Here is a 16867-nt window from a genome sequence, read left to right as displayed (position 1 = left end):
GTGAATTTGTGTTAACTCAAGATAACACACAAAAACAAAGAATCTATAATTTAAGCATTCCATTTAGACTGTAGAGCACCAGAATAAACTATTTAGTAACAATTCCTGCATCAACTATGTTTTTAAAATTTTTTGACGTTTAACCTTATTATAACTTTTTCTTTATTTTGTGAATATCTGAGTTACTTATATTATGTAAGAAATCTATTGCCAACCAGTCAATATTCTGTTAGGAATTAAGATAATATAAAGTTATTGTGTTTGGATTGGAAAGCAGAAAGTTCCTGATCACTGGCGCATCAGGCGGAATAGGGCAAGCAATTGTAAAAATTATGCACAAAGCCGGAGCAACTTTATGTATTTCTGGCACAAAAAAAGAAGTGCTCGGAGAAGTTGCTAAACAATATGAAAAAAACATGCATGTACTCCCTTTTGATTTATCAAATGCTGAGGAAGTAAATCAACTAGTAAACAGAGCAAGTGAGTTGATGGAAGGCTTTGACGGGCTTGTATGCAACGCGGGCATTACGCAAGACAGTTTATTATTGAGAATGACAGATGAAACATGGCAAAAAGTAATTGATATTAACTTGAGTTCTACATTTAAGCTGAGTAGAGAAGCATGCAGGAAGCTAATTAAGAATAATTGGGGAAGAATTATAAATATTTCCTCAATAATAGGGCTGACAGGAAACGCCGGGCAAGCAAATTATGCAGCGTCTAAAGCTGGAATAATAGCTATGAGCAAATCTATAGCAAAAGAAGTTGCAAGTCGTAATATAACAGTAAATTGTATTGCTCCTGGGTTTATAGATACTAAAATGACTGAAGTTTTAAATGAAGGACAAAAGGGAAAAATATTAGATAATATTCCAATGAAAAGAATGGGAACAGGGGAAGAAATAGCAGCAGGGGTCTTATTTTTAGCAAGTGATGAAGCAAAATATATAACAGGACATGTGCTTAACATTAATGGTGGGTTATTTATGTAGCAACACTTATGTATGGACAAATTATAATTTTTACTTTAAAATAAAAATATGTGTAGGTTTACGTTAATTTATTATTTAGAGGCAAAAAAATGAGCTCTATAATGGAATTTTTTAGTGTTTTTTGCGTAGTATTGCTTTTCTCTTTCTCAGGTTATGCAGCTGACCCTGATATGGATGACACAACTAAAGTAATATGCAATATTATTGGTTATGTTTGGGAGATAGGCGGTCCACTTATGACGGTAGTAATAATTGGTGCAGCTTTGCTTGCAATATTTGGCAGGATGCCGTGGCCAGCTCTCTTTGCTCTAGGCATGTTCTGTGGTGTATTTTTTGGCGCTAAAACTATCATAACGAAAATTATGCCCAACGTAAGCGCTGGAACAAAAGATATGTTGGAAAATTGTGGAAAGAGAAACCCATAAAAGTACAGAAATGCTTTTTTGTTATCCATTAAATCGCTTCATATCTTCAACTTGCAAAAAATAAGGGCTATCTTTTGGTAAAGTTTTAACAGCTAGCTCAGCATATTTTGCAAATTGCTTTAAATCACCTTCAATACAAGCCTTTTTTGTCAAAGCAAAATAATGCATTGCCGTATCAGCTTCACATTTATATGCAATGCTTAAATACTTCCAGACAAAAGCGTTATTTGGTTCTACATTCAAAATCTGCTCCAGGTAAAAAATTGCCTTTTTTGCATCACCGTGTAATAATAAAGTATGAGATAATGCAAGTTTCACTAAATAACTGTTTTTCTCAGATAAATACCTAAGCGATTCTTCATACATTTTTATTGCTTCACTTAAGTTTCCAGCCTTGTATAGCATTTCTGCTTTTAATTCATATAGGTATGGGTCATTGCGTGACTCTTGAATCAATGAATTCATTTTAGCAATAGCCTCTTCTATCTTTCCTTGCCTATAGCAAACTATAGCATTTACATACTCAGAACTATTTTCATATTTATTAGATAACACATGAATAGGAGCAAAGAAAGAGTCTAGCTTTGCAACCACACGCTCAAACTTTAGTAACTTATCCGCAAAAATTGGTTTTACGTTGTTTTTGACCTTATAATTTTGTACAGCAAATATGCGTTTCTCACTAAGTGGGTGAGTGCGGAAATATTCCTCGGTGTTTTCATGCTCAATACTTTTAAAATAATCAAAAATATCTTTCATACCTGAATTATCATAGCCAGATTCATCAAGATACCTTAAAGCATAGCTATCTGCTATACTTTCTTGCTCTTGAGAATAGTTAAAAAATGGCCTTGAACTGAACGCTACACCACTAAGCAAAATTGCACCAGCAACCTGAGGGTTAATGATAATACTAGAAACTAATCCTACCATATAACTAATCATTGCTATCGATTGAAAATAACCCATAGCATTACTCATTTGCAATATATGACCAGCAGATATGTGAGCAATCTCATGTGCTAATATACCAAGCAGGACATAAGGTTTAGCCGAGTATTGTAAAAGTCCTAAATGAATGAAAATACTGTTGTTGTTAATTACAAAAGCATTAATCGAATTATCATTAATTATAAAAACTTTCATTCGGTCACTATCAATGTTTGCAGCGAAAAATAAAGGTTGCGCTAGCTCTTTCACTATTGCTTCCACTTCACTATCTCTAATAATGTTAATAGAGTAAGCATTATTATAATATGCAAAAAAGAACAATAAGGTCAAAAACTTAGCAACTCTAAACATGAAAATTCTGTGCTTGTATAATTTATAGGAATTCTATATTTTAACACTTAAATTATACAAATTTATAAACGCTAGTTTAAATTTTTAACGTAACTGATAAGTTTGTCGATGGTAGTTAACTTAATTTTATGTTGTTCAGCAAATTTAAGTAACTGAGGTAAGCGCATCATAGAGCCATCATCATTCACTAATTCACAAATAACTGCTGAATGATCAAACCCTACTAACTTCGCCATTTCAACACTCGCTTCAGTATGACCAGCACGTTGTGCCACCCCACCTTTATGTGCAATTACAGGAAAAACATGACCTGGAGTTATGATGTCATCCTGAGTACCATCCTTGTTGATAGCAGCATGTATAGTTTTCGTTCTATCCTCTGCTGAAACACCGGTTGTAATGCCATAACGTGCATCAATTGATGTAGTAAATGCGGTATGATTTTCACTAATATTTTTCTTTTCCATGAAATTAAGGCCCAACCTTTTCATGTGAAATTTAGTCATTGCTAAGCAAACAACCCCTGTACCGTACCTAACCATAAAAGCCATATGTTCCGGCTTTATTTTCTCAGCTAAGACAATCAAATCGCCTTCATTTTCTCTATTTTCATCATCAACTAAAATGAATAATTTACCGGAACGAACATCCTCTAATACATCTTCCACAGAAGAAATACCTGGTAGACTCATTGAAGCATAAGTGGCCTGTACCATAATAATTTACTTAAATTCAATCTTAACTATTTTATACAATTTCTCTCCATTTGGCACTGTCACTTCCACATATTCACCGACTTTTTTGCCGATTAAGGCACTCCCAAGTGGTGAACTAGTAGATATTAACTGCTTTGAAACATCAGCTTCATATTCGCCTACAACCTTATAAACATATTCCACTTCACCGTTATTATCACTTAACATGCTTAATGTCACAGTTGCACCAAACATTACTGAATCACCAGACAAATTTTTTACTTCTATTACTTCCGCATGTGAGAGCTTACTTTCTATCTCCATTATACGGCCTTCAATAAAACCTAACCTTTCCCGTGCTGCATGATACTCTGCGTTTTCAGACAAATCACCTTGATCACGAGCATCAGAAATAGCCTGTATCACAGAAGGTTTTTCTTCCTTTAATTTTTCAAGTTCGGCTTGCATATTCTCAAAACCTTCCCTCGTCATAGGAAATTTATTAATAATGGATGAAGCCATAATCACCACCTAAACGCAATTAAATTGAGTAACGAAATTACTCACAATGTTAAAAATATCACCTTTTATATCATCACTCATGTCATTTGACAACTTTTTTAAAACCCCAGGGTGTACAGTATGAAAATAATTAATAAGATCATGTTCAAATTTATTAATGTAACTTATTTGTACTTTACTTAACTGATTATATAGGTTAGAAAAAATATACATCAGCACTACTTGCTCTTCTATTGACATAGGTAAATGTTGTTTTTGCTTTAATAACTCGACAAGATATTTACCCTTATTCAAGGATAATTGAACACTAGCATCAAGATCAGAACCAAATTTTGCAAAATCTTCTAATTCTCTATACTGAGCTAAGCTTAGCTTTATAGAACCAGCAACTTTCTTCACAGACTTTAGTTGTGCAGCAGAACCAACCCGTGAAACTGACAAACCTATATTTACTGCAGGTCGAAATCCTTTATAAAATAATTCAGACTCAAGAAAGATCTGCCCATCGGTGATTGAAATAACATTTGTTGGCACATATGCAGATACATCACCAGCTTGAGTTTCGACAATTGGCAAAGCAGTTAAAGAACCCTGCCCTTTTTTATCAGACATTTTAGCAGCTCTTTCAAGCAAGCGAGAATGTACATAGAATATATCTCCAGGGTAAGCTTCACGACCAGGAGGACGTCTGAGCAATAAAGACATCTGCCTATATGCCACAGCATGCTTAGATAAATCATCATATATAATCAAACAATGCATTCCATTGTCACGGAAAAATTCCCCAATAGTGCAACCAGCATAAGGTGCTAAAAATTGCATAGGCGCGCAGTCAGATGCACTAGCCACAACTACAGTTGTATACTCTAATGCTCCGCCTTCTTTCAGCTTATTTACCACTTTTGCTACTGTTGAAATTTTTTGCCCAATAGCAACATAAACACAGTAAACTTTTTGATTTTCGTTTACCTCATCGTTAATCTTCTTCTGATTGATAATAGTATCAAGCGCAATAGTAGTTTTACCAATTTGTCTATCACCAATAATTAATTCACGCTGCCCTCTACCTATTGGAATTAGCAAATCTATAATTTTAATTCCTGTTTGCAGTGGCTCATGCACAGACTTACGATCAATAATGCCTAGCGCTTTAGATTCTATATCCATTCTGTTTTTGGCTCTAATTTCCCCACCGTCGTCCATAGGATGGCCCAACGCATTTACAACTCTCCCTAACAATTCATGCCCTACAGGCACCTGCACAACATCACCACTACATTTTACAACGTCCCCTTCTTTCACATCACGGTCATTACCAAGCACAACTATTCCAGCCGTATCATGATCTAAATCGAGAACTATTCCTTCTACACCACTTGCAAAAAATACCTTTTCACCGAATTTTGCTTTTTCCAGCCCATAAACCAATGCGATACCATCTGTTACTGAAATTACTTCACCTATATTTTCCCGCTTTATAGGATTATCAAACGTCTCAACCTTTTCTCTTATTATACTTGCTATCTCAGAAACATTCATACTGTTCTTCATACAAAATTCCTTACTTTTAATATTTCCATTTTACTTAAGTCAACTAACCTATCCAAGTAACTTTTTAGCGAAGCATCGATCAAATTAAAACCATACCTAACTACGAAGCCACCTAGTATAGAAGGGTCAACCACATTGCTTACTTTTATTATTTTACCAAGAAAGCTCAAAGATTCAGTAATTATTTTTATATCAGATTCCTTTAAAGTTTCTGCTGACTTTATAGTAATTTCGAATTCATTTTCATTTTCTCTTGCAAGACTTAAGAATTTTTCTAATATAAGGATCAATAAACTAGAGCGTTTATTTGCAAATATAACCATAATAAATTTTACTAAATTCTCACTCAAGTGCTCATTTATAGAAAGCATCACTTCTTTTTTGTGTGCAAAAGAAATCATAGGATGAGATAGGTACACAAAAACATCACGTTGATCCTTAAAAAAAGCCAACAAAAATTCTACTTCTTTCCTTATAATACCTAACCTGCTTCCTGAGACATGAAATAGCACTCTAGCGTAAGATGAAACTAAATTATTGTATTGGGTCTTTTTCATATTAAATCCAGTAAATCTAAATTAATTCAGCTACAAATCTTTCATTCTTCAATCCAAGCATTTTTTATATAAACAGGTCTTCTCTTTAAGGAAAGAAAATATAAATCATATCTGACTGAATAATCTAAAAAACTAAAGTTTTTACTTAAGAAATACTTAGAAGAATTTATAATAGACTGACATTAAAGATGAGATATCGGTATTTCTTTTCCAAGCAAACTTGTTTTAACTTCTATAAAAATCAGCTCCTTTTTTTTAGATACAATTAAGTCAATTTCACCGAACTTACAACGGTAACGGCGTTTTATAACATTATACCATTTCAGTTTTAAATATACCAAAACTAATAACTCGCCAAAGTAACCTACAAAGTAGCGTAACCTACTTACCACAAGAAGAACAATTATGATAACAATTAACTTTGTGTAACTACTTTGCCTCCTTCTTTATTTTTACTATAAACCTTACCTCTTGCTGCAATATCCCTATCAACCAGTTCTATCACTGCCATTGAAGCGCAATCACCCTTTCGAGTGCTAAATTTTATTATTCTAGAATACCCACCTTTACGATCTTGATAACGGCTGGCTAAGACGTTTAATAACTTATCAACTGCTAACTTACTATTATGAAGGCGTGAAAGCAAAAGTCTTCTACCATGTAAAGTATTCTTATTCTTAGCAATTGTAATAAACTTTTCGACATATGGACGAAGTTCCTTAGCTTTTGGTAAAGTAGTTACAATCTGCTCATGGTTAATTAATGAGATAGATAGATTCTTTAACGTCGATAATCTATGTTCAGTGCAACGAGATAGTTTACGTTTTTTTATTCCATGTTTCATATATCACCTAATCTTCATCAGTATGTTGTTTAGCCAACTCATCTATATCCTTAGGTGGCCAGTTTAGCACATTCATACCCAAAGACAAGCCAAAATTAGTCAAAACCGCCTTAATCTCATTCAAAGACTTTCTGCCAAAATTAGCAGTTCTTAACATTTCACCTTCTGTCTTTTGCACAAGATCACCTATATAAGTGATGTTTTCGTTTTTCAGACAGTTATGAGACCTGACAGATAATTCCATTTCATCTACCTTACGCAATAAGACAGGGTCATAACCCAAATCTTTAGCACCACTAGACGAAGAAACCTGCGATTTTTTATAACTTACATCAGAACTAATAAAGGGCTGAAGTTGCTCCTGTAATATTCTTGCAGCAGAGTCAACAGCTTGACTCGGAGAAATTGTACCATCAGTTTCAATTGACAATATCAGCTTATCCTTATCAGTCACTTGGCCAACACGACTGTTCTCTACCCTGTACGAAACCCTGTTGACAGGGCTATACAAAGCATTAACTGGAATAAAACCAATTAAATCCTGTTCACTCATAAGCTTCAAAAGTTCATTTTCTTTATATTTAGTTACAGGAAGATAACCTTTTCCGCTAGCCACATATATGGTCATGTTAAGCTCTACATTTTGCCCTAGCGTACATATTAACAAATCTTTATTAACAATAGAGCATTGATCATCAGTTTCTATCATCCCAGCTAATACCTGGCAAGGCCCTTTAGCGTTTAAATTTAAGCATTTATTAGAAGCACCATTTAATTTACACCTCAACATACCCATATTTAATACTATATCAGTTACGTCTTCTCTCACCCCTGGAATTGAAGTGAACTCATGAGTTACACCTTCAATTTTTATTCCATAAACAGCACTACCTTTAAGAGAAGATAACATTACACGTCTTAATGCATTACCTAATGTTAAAGCAAAACCACTTTCCAACGGTTCTAGCACTATATCACTTTTTTCACTTGAATCATCTGATATTACCTTAACTGAACTAGGTTTAATCAATTTATCTAAATTGCTACAGAGAGAAACATCATTATTATAATACATAAAACAACCCTTTCAAATATCCTATACTCTTCTTTTTTTTCTTAACCTGCACCCATTATGAGGAATTGCGGTTTTATCTGCAATTGAAGTCACAGTCAACCCACAGCTCTGAAGTGCTTTAACTGCAGCTTCGTTACCAAAGCCAGGACCGCGAATTATTACAGAGACAACCTTCATACCAAATCTCTCCATTGCGTTCTTCGCAGCAGACTCCGCAGCCTTACCTGCAGCATAAGGTGTGGATTTTCTCGAACCTGAAAAACCACATGCACCCACAGAAGTTTGACATAGCGTATTACCATGAACATCAGTTACATTTACAAAAGTATTATTAAAAGTTGCACGAATATGGACAACACCAGTAATAAACTCCTTCTTACTCTTACCAACCGTTTTGACTTTTTTCATTAAAACTCACAATAATAAATTTTATTTTTTCCCAGCAATAGGCAACCGAGATCTACCTTTACGAGTCTTAGCATTAGTATGAGTCCTTTGCCCTCTCACAGGTAAACCTTTTCTATGTCTCACCCCTCTATAGCATCCCATTTCCACTAAAGATTTTATGTTCATAGCCACTTCTTTTCTGAGCTCACCTTCTATAACATAATTTTGTCTAATGAAACCGCTGATCTTTTCTATATCTTCATCTCGTAATTCTGAAACACGTTTGCGCTTATCAACTTCGCAAGCGTGACAAATTACATTCGCAGTAGCAATACCTATACCATATATATAAGTTAATGCAAAAGGAACACATTTCCTCACTGGAATATTTATGCCTGCAATACGTGCCACTGGTACCTCGATACTTTATTAATAACAACTCTTAATTTATACCATAAAACAACTCAGAGTCAAACCAAATTACAAGAAATTTTACTTTCAATCTCTTGCGTTACCTCATCAACACTCAAATTAGCGTCAATTGTTAATAATTTGCCTTTATAATACTCGCGTAAACCTTTCATTTGAAGGTGATATTCACTTATTCTCTTATTAATTGCAGACATATCAGCATCATCAATTCTTTTCTCTAACCTCGTACTTTTACATTTAGCACAAGTAGTACTCTTAAAAGAAGATACACTATATATGCTTTTACAGTCCAAACACGCGAGACGATTTTTTAACCTATCGATTGCAATATTATCGTCAAGCTGCAGCTCAACTACAATGTCAACATCCCTATTATATTTTTCTTGCAAAACTTGAGTCAAAAAATGAGCCTGGTTTAAATTTCTCGGAAAACCATCTAATAAGCAATTATCATCCACCAATGCAAGCTGGTCACGTAATAATCCACATATAATTTCATCTTGAATTAAATTACCAGATTCCACGGTACCCTTTATTTTTCTACCTAACTCACTACTGCTAGATATAATATTCCTTAATAAATCCCCTACTGAAATTAATTTTAAATTATATTTTGCTATTAACAAGCTTGACTGAGTACCTTTACCAGAACCTGGAGGACCAAAAATCGTAATGATCATCTTACTTTCCTCGTTTTAGACTCATATTTCTTTATCCAGTTGTCGTACCTATTTGAAAAAATATAAGATTGTATTTGCATAATAGTATCAGTAATAACGTTCACTATAATCAGTAAGCTCGTCCCACCAAAAATAAATGGTATATCATAATAATATCTCATAACTTCAGGTACAGTACATATGACTACCAAATACGCAGAGCCAATGAATGTCAACTTAAAAACTATATCTTGAAGGTAATCAGAAGTATGTTTCCCAGGCCTTCTACCAGGTATAAAACCACCATTTTTTTTAAGAAAATCTGCGTTTTCCTCTGGATTAAATATAAAATTGGTATAGAAAAAATTAAAAAATACTATCAGCACCAAATAGGCTACAATATATACTACTTTATTTGCCATAAAGTAATTCAAAATAAAATCAGAAAAAGCGTGCCCCTTATAGAAATTTGCAATTGAAATAGGTGTCAATAAAATTGCATTAGCAAAAATGGTTGGTACTACACCAGATAAATTAATCTTCAATGGAATATAAGTAAAATCGTCATTATGTAATCTTTTAAATTGCTTTTTAGGATGTTGAACAATAACCTTTCTATAAGAAGACTCTACAAAAATGACTAAGAGTAGCAGCAAAAAAAACAATACCAAAACAAAAAGGATAATAAATAACGATACGCTACCGTTTTTATTTAACGTTAACAAAGATGACAAAGCGCTGTGTAACTCTGATATTATACCCGTGAAAATGATTAATGAGATACCATTGCCTATACCGCTAGCGCTGATTCGTTCACCAAGCCATATTAAAAGCATAGTTCCACCTAAAAGGCTGAAAACACCTATTGTACGAAACATAACACCAGGTTCGATTACAACCAATACCCCTTCCCTATTCATCCCTTCCAATCCAACCAAAATTGGAATTGATTGAAATACACAAATTACTATGGTCAGATAGCGTATATAAGAATTCATCTTTCTACGGCCTGACTCTCCATCATTCTTAACTTCCTTCATTCCTTTAATCGCAGAAGAAAGTAACTGAATAATGATAGAAGCCATTATATATGGCATAACGTTCAATGCTAGAATTGTCATTCTAGCCAATGCACCACCAGAAAATAAATTAAATACTCCAAAAACGCCTGAGCCATCTTTGGGAAATATATCATTAATTACATCAAGATTAATTCCAGGAATAGGCACATAAGTACCCAAGCGATAGCAAATCAAAGCTATTAGCGTAAAAAATATACGCTTTAATAAATCACCTTTATATAACAACGTAGGATCCAAGCTATTAAATGCAGATTTATTGCCCATGATTTACGATAGTATTTCCACACTACCACCAACTGAAGCTACAGATTTTTTTGCAGCTTCTGACGCAAAATCAACATGAAACACAAATTCTTCGCTCAACTTACCTTTATTAAGAAGTTTAATTTTATCCTTAATAGACTTTATAAAACCTAATTCATACAGCTTCTCCTTATCTATAACAGAGTCTTTCACTATTTTTTTAGCTTCCATTAAGCGCTGTATATCGCCAACATTAATTATAGAGTATATGTTCCTACGTATAGGCTTAAAACCTCTTTTAGGCAAACGAGTATATATAGACTGTTGTCCACCCTCAAAACCATTTATGGAAACTCCACTTCTAGCCTTTTGCCCTTTATGCCCTCTACCGGATGTTTTACCTTTACCACAACCGATACCTCTACCCAGCAACTTAGGCTTCTTTTTCTTAGATAACTTAGTAAATATAGAGTTTAATTTTACAGCATTATTCATACTTTACCTGTTCCCAACTATCTCGCTAATCTTTTTGCCTCTTTTGCTTGCTACCTGACGAGGAGATAACATACTATCAAAAGCCTTAAACACCGCACATATAACGTTATGAGGATTATTTGATCTAGTGGATTTAGCTACCACATCCTTTATACCTAACACCTCAAAAACTGATCTAATCGCTCCACCAGCAATAATACCTGTTCCGGCTCTTGCGGTTCTTAAAACTATCTCACCAGAACAAAATTTAGCTTTAATACCATGATGCAAAGTTCTACCTTCACGCAAGTACACTCTAATCATTGATTTCTTTGCAGCATTTACAGCTTTGACTCTTGCTTCAGCAACTTCTGCGTGCTTACCTATTCCACACCCTACCCTACCCTTCTCATCGCCAACAACAACCAAAATTGAAAATGAAAATCTTCTACCACCTTTGGTAACCGTTGTCACTCTTCGTACCGAAACTAAAAGCTCTGATAAATCATTATTATTTTGTAAATTCTTTATAGCCATATTCAAAACCTTCTAAAATTCAAATCCAGAACTTCTTAAAGCCTCAGCAAATTGAGAAACTAATCCTGTGTATTTATACGCTCCACGATCAAACGTAAGCTGCTGCTCTAATTTCATGCCAGACAGACGCTCAACCATTAAAGAAGAAACCTGTTTTATAGTTTCAGCGTTGACTTTCCCTTTACATACATCCTTAATTTTAGCATCCAAAGTAGAAGCTGAAGTGAGAGTTATTCCTTTTACATCATTAATTAATTGGACATAAAAATGCCTATTAGATTTAAATATGGATATACGTAAACGTTCAGCGCTCTTGTCAAGCTTCGCTCTATTACGTAACTTCCTTTTTTCAGAATTACTTAAAAAATTATACGATCTTTTCATTTTTATTACTTCTTTTTACTTACAACCTTACGCAGCATAAATTTGCCTTTTATTACAACACCCTTACCTTTATAAGGATCATATTTTCTAATTTTGCATATATCAGACGCCACCATATAGACCTTCTGCTTATCCATACCACTAACTACTAAGTGAGTTGGCTTTATGCACTTAATCTCAACATCTTTAGGCACTTTATATTTAACATTATGGCTATAACCAAGATACAAAGTCAAATACTTACCATCACACTCTGCCTTATATCCCACACCGTTAATCTCAAGATTAACAGAAAAACCATCAACCATGCCGTTAATGATATTATTAATATTACTCCTATAAGTGCCCCACATAGGCTTTATTTTATCATAATTATCTTTATCTTGATCAACAGAAAGCAATAGCTGATTATCAATAATCTGACACACAACATCCCTGATCAAGCTAACTTCCTTTTCAGCCTTAGCACTCTTTATTAACATACTACCATTATTATATTCAACTGAAACACCAGCAGGAATATTGATAGGAGCAGCACCTATACGAGACATGAATTTCTCCTATTATTTAAAACACACGACACAAAACTTCTCCACCAACCTTTAACTTATGTGCATTATAATCAGTCATCACTCCTTTGGGTGTCGATATAATAAAAATACCAAGACCATTATATGCTTTAGAAATGTCCTTATACTTAGAATAACGACGACAACCAGGCTTTGACACCCTAACTATGTCACTAATTACAGGTGACTTCTCATAATACTTCAATTTTACAATGAAAGAAGGTAAATTATCTACAACTTGCTTTTCATAATCAAGGATATACCCTTCCTCTTTTAAAATCTCCAATATAGAAGAATTCATCTTAGAAAATAGTACCCTTGCTGCCCTATGCATTGCCAATTGAGCATTACGTATCCTTGTTAAAAAATCACCAATACTATCAGATAACGCCACAATATACTCCTTATATTATATTTACCAACTAGACTTTGTAACTCCTGGAATTTGCCCAAAAGAACATAAATCACGCAAAATAATTCTACATAAACCAAATTTTCTATATACTCCTCTTGGTCTCCCAGTTAAAGCACACCTATTTCTAATTTTGGTTTTAGAAGAATTTCTAGGCAATTTTTTAATTAATTTATTTTGAGCTGTAAACCTTTCTACAATAGACAAATCCTTATTATTTATTATAGATTTCAATTTTTCTCTTTTTTCTTTATATTGATCGCACAACTTTATTCTGCGAAGATTTCTTTCTATCATAGATTTTTTTGCCATATATTTCTCCTCTCAATTAATCAAAAAAAGGAAATTTAAGAGCCAGTAATAATTCCTTTGCTTCCTTATCACTAACTGCACTTGTTATAATATTAATATCCACACCTCTAATTTTACTTATTTTATCATAGTCTATTTCTAAAAACGAGATATGTTCCTTTATACCAAAGGAAAAATTACCATTACCGTCAAATTGCTTCACACTAAATCCTCTAAAATCTTTTTCCCTTGGCAAAGCAATATATATCAATCTTTCTAAAAACTCATACATTTTATCTCTACGCAAAGTTACTTTGCAACCTACTGTAGCACCTTTTCTGATCTTGAAGCCAGAAATAGATTTTTTTGCAAAAGTTGATAAAGGCTTCTGCCCAGCAATCAAATATAGGCTATCAAGTGGTTCATTTATTGCTTTACTATCTGTAGCAGCATCTCCAACGCCCATATTGATACACACCTTGACAAGTTTAGGCACTTGCATTATATTGCCGTAATTAAACTTATCCTTTAAGGACTTTACTACGCTATCTTTATATAATTCTTTGAACATATCAACCTAATCTATCACTTCTCCAGAAACTTTTGCAAAACGCACTTTTCTACTGTCTATAACCTTAAACCCCACTTTAGTTGGAGTTTTATATTTAGGGTCCAATGTTGCAACGTTGGATATATCAATAGCTAACTCTTTATTTAATATACCACCACTACTACCAGCTTTTGGTTTAGTATGTCTCTTATGCACATTCACTCCAGAAACAATTACTTTCTTTTTAGCATCACGTGCTATAACTTTGATTACCTTACCAATTTTTCCCTTATCTCTACCAGTTAAAACTATAACGTCGTCACCACTTTTTATTTTAGCACTCATTATAAAACCTCAACAGCTAATGACATTATCTTCATAAAAGAACCAGATGATAACTTTTTTACCGGACCAAACACCCGAGTGCCAAGTGGTTCACCTTGATCATTAATCAAAACTACAGCATTGCTAGAAAAACGAATTACAGAACCATCAGATTTTCTAATAGGGCTTTTCACCCTCACCACAACTGCTCTATATACTTTTCCCTTCTCAACCTTCCCTCTTGGAGTAATAGATTTAGTAGATACAATAACTGTGTCACCTATAGATGCAGATTTTCTACCACCCAATAAACCAATACAAAGCACTGCACGCGCACCAGAATTATCAGCTACTTCCAATAATGTATTTTTTTGAATCATGTAAATATCCTATTCAATGTGAGCTATTAACAACAACCCATTTTTTAGTAGTAGAAATAGGCTTGTGTTCTTGTATTAAAACCTTGTCCCCTTCTTTACAACTATTATTCTCATCATGTGCTGTATACTTCTTGTATTTTTTTATAACCTTTTTATACAGCTCATCCTTATACACTTGTAATACCGAAACCTTTACAGTCTTATCACACTCAGCCTTAGTTACAGTACCACAAAAAACCTTTTTAGGCATTCTTTTCCTCTCTTCTTCTTTTATTTAATGTAGTTAGAATACGAGCTATGCTCTTTTTTATTAAGCTAAAACGCGAAATATTGTTGCACTGGCCCAGCTTTTTTTGAAAAACCAAATTAACAAACTCTTTTCTCAAATTCACAAGAATTTCATGCAATTCTTGCGAGGACCTCGATTCAATGTCAGCTATATCCATTGCAACTCCATTTAATTATGATTAGATACAAAATTACACTTCATAGGAAGCTTAGCAGTTGCCTTTTCAAGCGCCAATCTTGCTAAATGCATGGGAACATCACTGCTAATTTCAAACAACATTCTACCGGGCTTAGCTTTAAATACCCAAAACTCAACACTACCTTTCCCTTTACCCATACGCACATCCGCCGGCTTTTTACTAACAGGGGTATCAGGAAAAATTCTTATCCACACTTTACCAGAGCGTTTTAATATTCTAGATATTACACGCCTTGCAGTTTCAATATGCTTAGATTGAATCCTACCTGCTTCCATAGCCTTTAGACCATAATCTCCAAAAGATAATGTGCTACCACCTTTCGTGTTACCCTTAATTCGTCCTTTAAATACTTTTTTATATTTACTTTTTTTAGGAACAAACATTTCAATATACCTAATTAGTTACCAATATAAACCCAGACCTTAACTCCTATGATGCCATATATAGTTTTTGCTTCAGCAAAAGCATAATCTATATTAGCACGTAAAGTATGCAAAGGCAAACGGCCTTCTTTATACCACTCAGTACGAGCTATCTCAGCTCCGCCAAGGCGCCCAGAACAACTTACTTTAATACCTCTAGCACCCATCCTCAAACAACTTTGAATAGCTTTTTTCATCGCTCTTCTAAATGAACCCCTTTTTTCTAACTGCTGTGCAATGCTGTTTGATATTAAAACTGCATCTATTTCAGACCTTTTAACCCCTACTACATTCACTTCCACATTATTTTTTACTTTTTCAGCTATCTTTTGCTTTATCTTCTCAATATCCGAGCCTTTCTTACCTATTATCACTCCAGGTCTAGAAGAATGTATTATTACAGATACCAAATCGATCGTACGCTCTATAATTACTTTAGAAACACCAGCATGCTTAAAAGATTCATTTATATAACTGCGAATAGATAAATCTTGATGCAACCCTTGTTTATAACCCTTCTCAGCATACCAAATAGATGACCAAGTATTAATTATTTTTAACCTAAATCCTTTAGGATTAACGTTTCCCATATTTTTGCACTTTCCTTGTTAATTTTCTATTTTTATGAATCATATAATTTCCCCCAATTTTACAGTTATATTACTATAACGTTTACTAACTCTATTAGCTCTACCCATAGCTTTTGGACATACCCTACGCAAAGTAAGAGACTTACCTATTAAAATTTCTTTTATATATAAATTATCGATATCCAATCCATAATTTTGAGCATTAGCAATCGCAGAATTTAATACCTTCCTTATAAGACCTGCAGCTTTCTTTTCACAAAATCTTAATTGCACAGTGGCAAAAGAAACTTTTTTATTACGTACTAAACCAGCAACCAAATTCAATTTACGAGGAGTTGATTTTAAAACCCTAGAACCAGCTTTAACTATTACATCTCTGTTTTTCATATCAATTACCTTCTTGTCGCCTTTTTATCACCACTATGCCCAGTAAATTTACGAGTGGGTGAAAACTCACCAAACTTATGACCTATCATATTCTGATCATTAACATTCACAGGAATGTAATCCTTACCATTATAAACAGCAAACTTTAAACCTAAACAATTAGGAAGAATTACAGAAGCCCTGGAATGAACTTTTATAGCCATGTTAACAAACCCCTTGTTTAAAGCATTATTCACCGACTTTAATATAGAAGGATGACAAAAAGGAAGCTTCCATGCAGATCTACTCATAAA

Annotated in this window: 28 protein-coding genes and 1 pseudogene; 2 read left to right on the top strand and 27 right to left on the bottom strand. The window is 33.8% G+C overall.

Annotated elements, in window-relative coordinates; all coding sequences use genetic code 11:
- Positions 1-257: 257 nt before the first annotated feature.
- Both fabG and OPR17_RS02630 read left to right on the top strand, forming a co-directional pair.
- Positions 258-992 carry a 3-oxoacyl-[acyl-carrier-protein] reductase gene (fabG, locus tag OPR17_RS02635; protein WP_265021986.1) on the top strand — a complete coding sequence of 245 codons (735 nt, stop codon included), beginning with the start codon at positions 258-260 and terminating at the stop codon, positions 990-992.
- Positions 993-1081: 89 nt separating this feature from the next.
- Positions 1082-1417: a TrbC/VirB2 family protein gene (locus OPR17_RS02630; RefSeq protein WP_265021985.1), complete on the top strand. Its 336-nt coding sequence runs from the start codon at positions 1082-1084 to the stop codon at positions 1415-1417.
- A gap of 21 nt (positions 1418-1438) precedes the next feature.
- Here OPR17_RS02630 and OPR17_RS02625 read toward each other — a convergent pair whose 3' ends face one another.
- From OPR17_RS02625 to rpsS, 27 genes and pseudogenes are all read right to left on the bottom strand, one after another.
- Positions 1439-2719, bottom strand: a complete 1281-nt coding sequence (locus OPR17_RS02625) for a M48 family metalloprotease (protein ID WP_265021984.1) — start codon at positions 2717-2719, stop codon at positions 1439-1441.
- Positions 2720-2790: 71 nt separating this feature from the next.
- Complete coding sequence (gene ribB / locus OPR17_RS02620) at positions 2791-3435, bottom strand: 3,4-dihydroxy-2-butanone-4-phosphate synthase (RefSeq protein WP_265021983.1); 645 nt, start codon at positions 3433-3435, stop codon at positions 2791-2793.
- A 6-nt stretch (positions 3436-3441) separates the two neighbouring features.
- Positions 3442-3936, bottom strand: coding sequence for a transcription elongation factor GreA (gene greA / locus OPR17_RS02615; RefSeq protein WP_007549342.1), 495 nt, complete (start codon positions 3934-3936; stop codon positions 3442-3444).
- 9 nt (positions 3937-3945) lie between these two features.
- Positions 3946-5487 (bottom strand): F0F1 ATP synthase subunit alpha, encoded by a 1542-nt coding sequence (atpA, locus tag OPR17_RS02610; RefSeq protein ID WP_265021982.1) that lies wholly within the window; start codon positions 5485-5487, stop codon positions 3946-3948.
- Positions 5484-6044, bottom strand: coding sequence for an ATP synthase F1 subunit delta (gene atpH / locus OPR17_RS02605; protein WP_010962742.1), 561 nt, complete (start codon positions 6042-6044; stop codon positions 5484-5486). Before atpH ends, atpA begins: the two co-directional genes overlap by 4 nt.
- Positions 6045-6085: 41 nt before the next feature.
- Positions 6086-6436, bottom strand: a pseudogene (locus tag OPR17_RS07315) (YraN family protein).
- A gap of 23 nt (positions 6437-6459) precedes the next feature.
- A complete protein-coding gene (rplQ, locus tag OPR17_RS02595) occupies positions 6460-6888 on the bottom strand; it encodes a 50S ribosomal protein L17 (protein ID WP_007550873.1) in 429 nt (142 codons plus the stop codon).
- 7 nt (positions 6889-6895) lie between these two features.
- Positions 6896-7963, bottom strand: coding sequence for a DNA-directed RNA polymerase subunit alpha (locus tag OPR17_RS02590; protein ID WP_265021980.1), 1068 nt, complete (start codon positions 7961-7963; stop codon positions 6896-6898).
- Between the two features lie 21 nt (positions 7964-7984).
- A complete protein-coding gene (gene rpsK, locus OPR17_RS02585; protein ID WP_265021979.1) occupies positions 7985-8371 on the bottom strand; it encodes a 30S ribosomal protein S11 in 387 nt (128 codons plus the stop codon).
- Between the two features lie 21 nt (positions 8372-8392).
- Positions 8393-8761, bottom strand: coding sequence for a 30S ribosomal protein S13 (rpsM, locus tag OPR17_RS02580; RefSeq protein WP_010962745.1), 369 nt, complete (start codon positions 8759-8761; stop codon positions 8393-8395).
- Positions 8762-8820: 59 nt separating this feature from the next.
- Positions 8821-9462: an adenylate kinase family protein gene (locus OPR17_RS02575; protein WP_265021978.1), complete on the bottom strand. Its 642-nt coding sequence runs from the start codon at positions 9460-9462 to the stop codon at positions 8821-8823.
- Entirely contained in the window at positions 9459-10787 is a 1329-nt protein-coding gene (gene secY / locus OPR17_RS02570) for a preprotein translocase subunit SecY (protein WP_010962747.1), read from the bottom strand. Before secY ends, OPR17_RS02575 begins: the two co-directional genes overlap by 4 nt.
- A gap of 3 nt (positions 10788-10790) precedes the next feature.
- Positions 10791-11261 (bottom strand): 50S ribosomal protein L15, encoded by a 471-nt coding sequence (gene rplO / locus OPR17_RS02565; RefSeq protein ID WP_265021977.1) that lies wholly within the window; start codon positions 11259-11261, stop codon positions 10791-10793.
- 3 nt (positions 11262-11264) lie between these two features.
- Positions 11265-11777, bottom strand: a complete 513-nt coding sequence (gene rpsE / locus OPR17_RS02560) for a 30S ribosomal protein S5 (RefSeq protein WP_265021976.1) — start codon at positions 11775-11777, stop codon at positions 11265-11267.
- Between the two features lie 12 nt (positions 11778-11789).
- Complete coding sequence (rplR, locus tag OPR17_RS02555; RefSeq protein ID WP_006279867.1) at positions 11790-12161, bottom strand: 50S ribosomal protein L18; 372 nt, start codon at positions 12159-12161, stop codon at positions 11790-11792.
- 5 nt (positions 12162-12166) lie between these two features.
- A complete protein-coding gene (rplF, locus tag OPR17_RS02550; protein WP_007551152.1) occupies positions 12167-12712 on the bottom strand; it encodes a 50S ribosomal protein L6 in 546 nt (181 codons plus the stop codon).
- Positions 12713-12728: 16 nt separating this feature from the next.
- Positions 12729-13124 carry a 30S ribosomal protein S8 gene (rpsH, locus tag OPR17_RS02545; protein ID WP_265021975.1) on the bottom strand — a complete coding sequence of 132 codons (396 nt, stop codon included), beginning with the start codon at positions 13122-13124 and terminating at the stop codon, positions 12729-12731.
- Positions 13125-13145: 21 nt separating this feature from the next.
- Positions 13146-13454 (bottom strand): 30S ribosomal protein S14, encoded by a 309-nt coding sequence (rpsN, locus tag OPR17_RS02540; RefSeq protein WP_265021974.1) that lies wholly within the window; start codon positions 13452-13454, stop codon positions 13146-13148.
- A gap of 16 nt (positions 13455-13470) precedes the next feature.
- A complete protein-coding gene (rplE, locus tag OPR17_RS02535) occupies positions 13471-14004 on the bottom strand; it encodes a 50S ribosomal protein L5 (protein ID WP_265021973.1) in 534 nt (177 codons plus the stop codon).
- A gap of 6 nt (positions 14005-14010) precedes the next feature.
- Complete coding sequence (gene rplX / locus OPR17_RS02530) at positions 14011-14328, bottom strand: 50S ribosomal protein L24 (protein WP_406828619.1); 318 nt, start codon at positions 14326-14328, stop codon at positions 14011-14013.
- The gene (rplN, locus tag OPR17_RS02525) at positions 14328-14687 is read right to left on the bottom strand and encodes a 50S ribosomal protein L14 (protein WP_006279348.1); all 360 of its coding nucleotides are present in this window, start codon (positions 14685-14687) and stop codon (positions 14328-14330) included. The genes rplX and rplN overlap by 1 nt, the downstream gene beginning before the upstream one ends.
- A 13-nt stretch (positions 14688-14700) precedes the next feature.
- Entirely contained in the window at positions 14701-14937 is a 237-nt protein-coding gene (gene rpsQ, locus OPR17_RS02520) for a 30S ribosomal protein S17 (RefSeq protein ID WP_064124649.1), read from the bottom strand.
- Positions 14930-15133 carry a 50S ribosomal protein L29 gene (gene rpmC, locus OPR17_RS02515; protein WP_064124648.1) on the bottom strand — a complete coding sequence of 68 codons (204 nt, stop codon included), beginning with the start codon at positions 15131-15133 and terminating at the stop codon, positions 14930-14932. The genes rpsQ and rpmC overlap by 8 nt, the downstream gene beginning before the upstream one ends.
- 11 nt (positions 15134-15144) lie before the next feature.
- Positions 15145-15558, bottom strand: coding sequence for a 50S ribosomal protein L16 (gene rplP, locus OPR17_RS02510; RefSeq protein WP_265021972.1), 414 nt, complete (start codon positions 15556-15558; stop codon positions 15145-15147).
- A 14-nt stretch (positions 15559-15572) separates the two neighbouring features.
- A complete protein-coding gene (rpsC, locus tag OPR17_RS02505) occupies positions 15573-16187 on the bottom strand; it encodes a 30S ribosomal protein S3 (protein WP_264329534.1) in 615 nt (204 codons plus the stop codon).
- A gap of 39 nt (positions 16188-16226) precedes the next feature.
- On the bottom strand, positions 16227-16574 hold the full coding sequence (gene rplV, locus OPR17_RS02500; protein WP_007549821.1) for a 50S ribosomal protein L22: 348 nt from the start codon (positions 16572-16574) through the stop codon (positions 16227-16229).
- A 5-nt stretch (positions 16575-16579) separates the two neighbouring features.
- A complete protein-coding gene (rpsS, locus tag OPR17_RS02495) occupies positions 16580-16864 on the bottom strand; it encodes a 30S ribosomal protein S19 (protein WP_265021971.1) in 285 nt (94 codons plus the stop codon).
- Positions 16865-16867: the final 3 nt, after the last annotated feature.

The organism is Wolbachia endosymbiont (group A) of Icerya purchasi (assembly GCF_947251635.1).
GTDB lineage: Bacteria > Pseudomonadota > Alphaproteobacteria > Rickettsiales > Anaplasmataceae > Wolbachia > Wolbachia pipientis.
This window is presented reverse-complemented; position numbering and strand designations above follow the sequence as displayed.

What these genes read in the sequence shown, in the direction of transcription:
- OPR17_RS02630 (WP_265021985.1), top strand. Translation starts at nt 1,082, where the DNA reads ATGAGCTCTATAATGGAATTTTTTAGTGTTTTTTGCGTAGTATTGCTT.
- OPR17_RS02625 (WP_265021984.1), bottom strand. Translation starts at nt 2,719, where the DNA reads ATGTTTAGAGTTGCTAAGTTTTTGACCTTATTGTTCTTTTTTGCATAT.
- ribB (WP_265021983.1), bottom strand. Translation starts at nt 3,435, where the DNA reads ATGGTACAGGCCACTTATGCTTCAATGAGTCTACCAGGTATTTCTTCT.
- greA (WP_007549342.1), bottom strand. Translation starts at nt 3,936, where the DNA reads ATGGCTTCATCCATTATTAATAAATTTCCTATGACGAGGGAAGGTTTT.
- atpA (WP_265021982.1), bottom strand. Translation starts at nt 5,487, where the DNA reads ATGAAGAACAGTATGAATGTTTCTGAGATAGCAAGTATAATAAGAGAA.
- atpH (WP_010962742.1), bottom strand. Translation starts at nt 6,044, where the DNA reads ATGAAAAAGACCCAATACAATAATTTAGTTTCATCTTACGCTAGAGTG.
- rplQ (WP_007550873.1), bottom strand. Translation starts at nt 6,888, where the DNA reads ATGAAACATGGAATAAAAAAACGTAAACTATCTCGTTGCACTGAACAT.
- OPR17_RS02590 (WP_265021980.1), bottom strand. Translation starts at nt 7,963, where the DNA reads ATGTATTATAATAATGATGTTTCTCTCTGTAGCAATTTAGATAAATTG.
- rpsK (WP_265021979.1), bottom strand. Translation starts at nt 8,371, where the DNA reads ATGAAAAAAGTCAAAACGGTTGGTAAGAGTAAGAAGGAGTTTATTACT.
- OPR17_RS02575 (WP_265021978.1), bottom strand. Translation starts at nt 9,462, where the DNA reads ATGATCATTACGATTTTTGGTCCTCCAGGTTCTGGTAAAGGTACTCAG.
- secY (WP_010962747.1), bottom strand. Translation starts at nt 10,787, where the DNA reads ATGGGCAATAAATCTGCATTTAATAGCTTGGATCCTACGTTGTTATAT.
- rplO (WP_265021977.1), bottom strand. Translation starts at nt 11,261, where the DNA reads ATGAATAATGCTGTAAAATTAAACTCTATATTTACTAAGTTATCTAAG.
- rpsE (WP_265021976.1), bottom strand. Translation starts at nt 11,777, where the DNA reads ATGGCTATAAAGAATTTACAAAATAATAATGATTTATCAGAGCTTTTA.
- rplR (WP_006279867.1), bottom strand. Translation starts at nt 12,161, where the DNA reads ATGAAAAGATCGTATAATTTTTTAAGTAATTCTGAAAAAAGGAAGTTA.
- rplF (WP_007551152.1), bottom strand. Translation starts at nt 12,712, where the DNA reads ATGTCTCGTATAGGTGCTGCTCCTATCAATATTCCTGCTGGTGTTTCA.
- rpsN (WP_265021974.1), bottom strand. Translation starts at nt 13,454, where the DNA reads ATGGCAAAAAAATCTATGATAGAAAGAAATCTTCGCAGAATAAAGTTG.
- rplE (WP_265021973.1), bottom strand. Translation starts at nt 14,004, where the DNA reads ATGTTCAAAGAATTATATAAAGATAGCGTAGTAAAGTCCTTAAAGGAT.
- rplX (WP_406828619.1), bottom strand. Translation starts at nt 14,328, where the DNA reads ATGAGTGCTAAAATAAAAAGTGGTGACGACGTTATAGTTTTAACTGGT.
- rplN (WP_006279348.1), bottom strand. Translation starts at nt 14,687, where the DNA reads ATGATTCAAAAAAATACATTATTGGAAGTAGCTGATAATTCTGGTGCG.
- rpsQ (WP_064124649.1), bottom strand. Translation starts at nt 14,937, where the DNA reads ATGCCTAAAAAGGTTTTTTGTGGTACTGTAACTAAGGCTGAGTGTGAT.
- rpmC (WP_064124648.1), bottom strand. Translation starts at nt 15,133, where the DNA reads ATGGATATAGCTGACATTGAATCGAGGTCCTCGCAAGAATTGCATGAA.
- rplP (WP_265021972.1), bottom strand. Translation starts at nt 15,558, where the DNA reads ATGTTTGTTCCTAAAAAAAGTAAATATAAAAAAGTATTTAAAGGACGA.
- rpsC (WP_264329534.1), bottom strand. Translation starts at nt 16,187, where the DNA reads ATGGGAAACGTTAATCCTAAAGGATTTAGGTTAAAAATAATTAATACT.
- rplV (WP_007549821.1), bottom strand. Translation starts at nt 16,574, where the DNA reads ATGAAAAACAGAGATGTAATAGTTAAAGCTGGTTCTAGGGTTTTAAAA.
- rpsS (WP_265021971.1), bottom strand. Translation starts at nt 16,864, where the DNA reads ATGAGTAGATCTGCATGGAAGCTTCCTTTTTGTCATCCTTCTATATTA.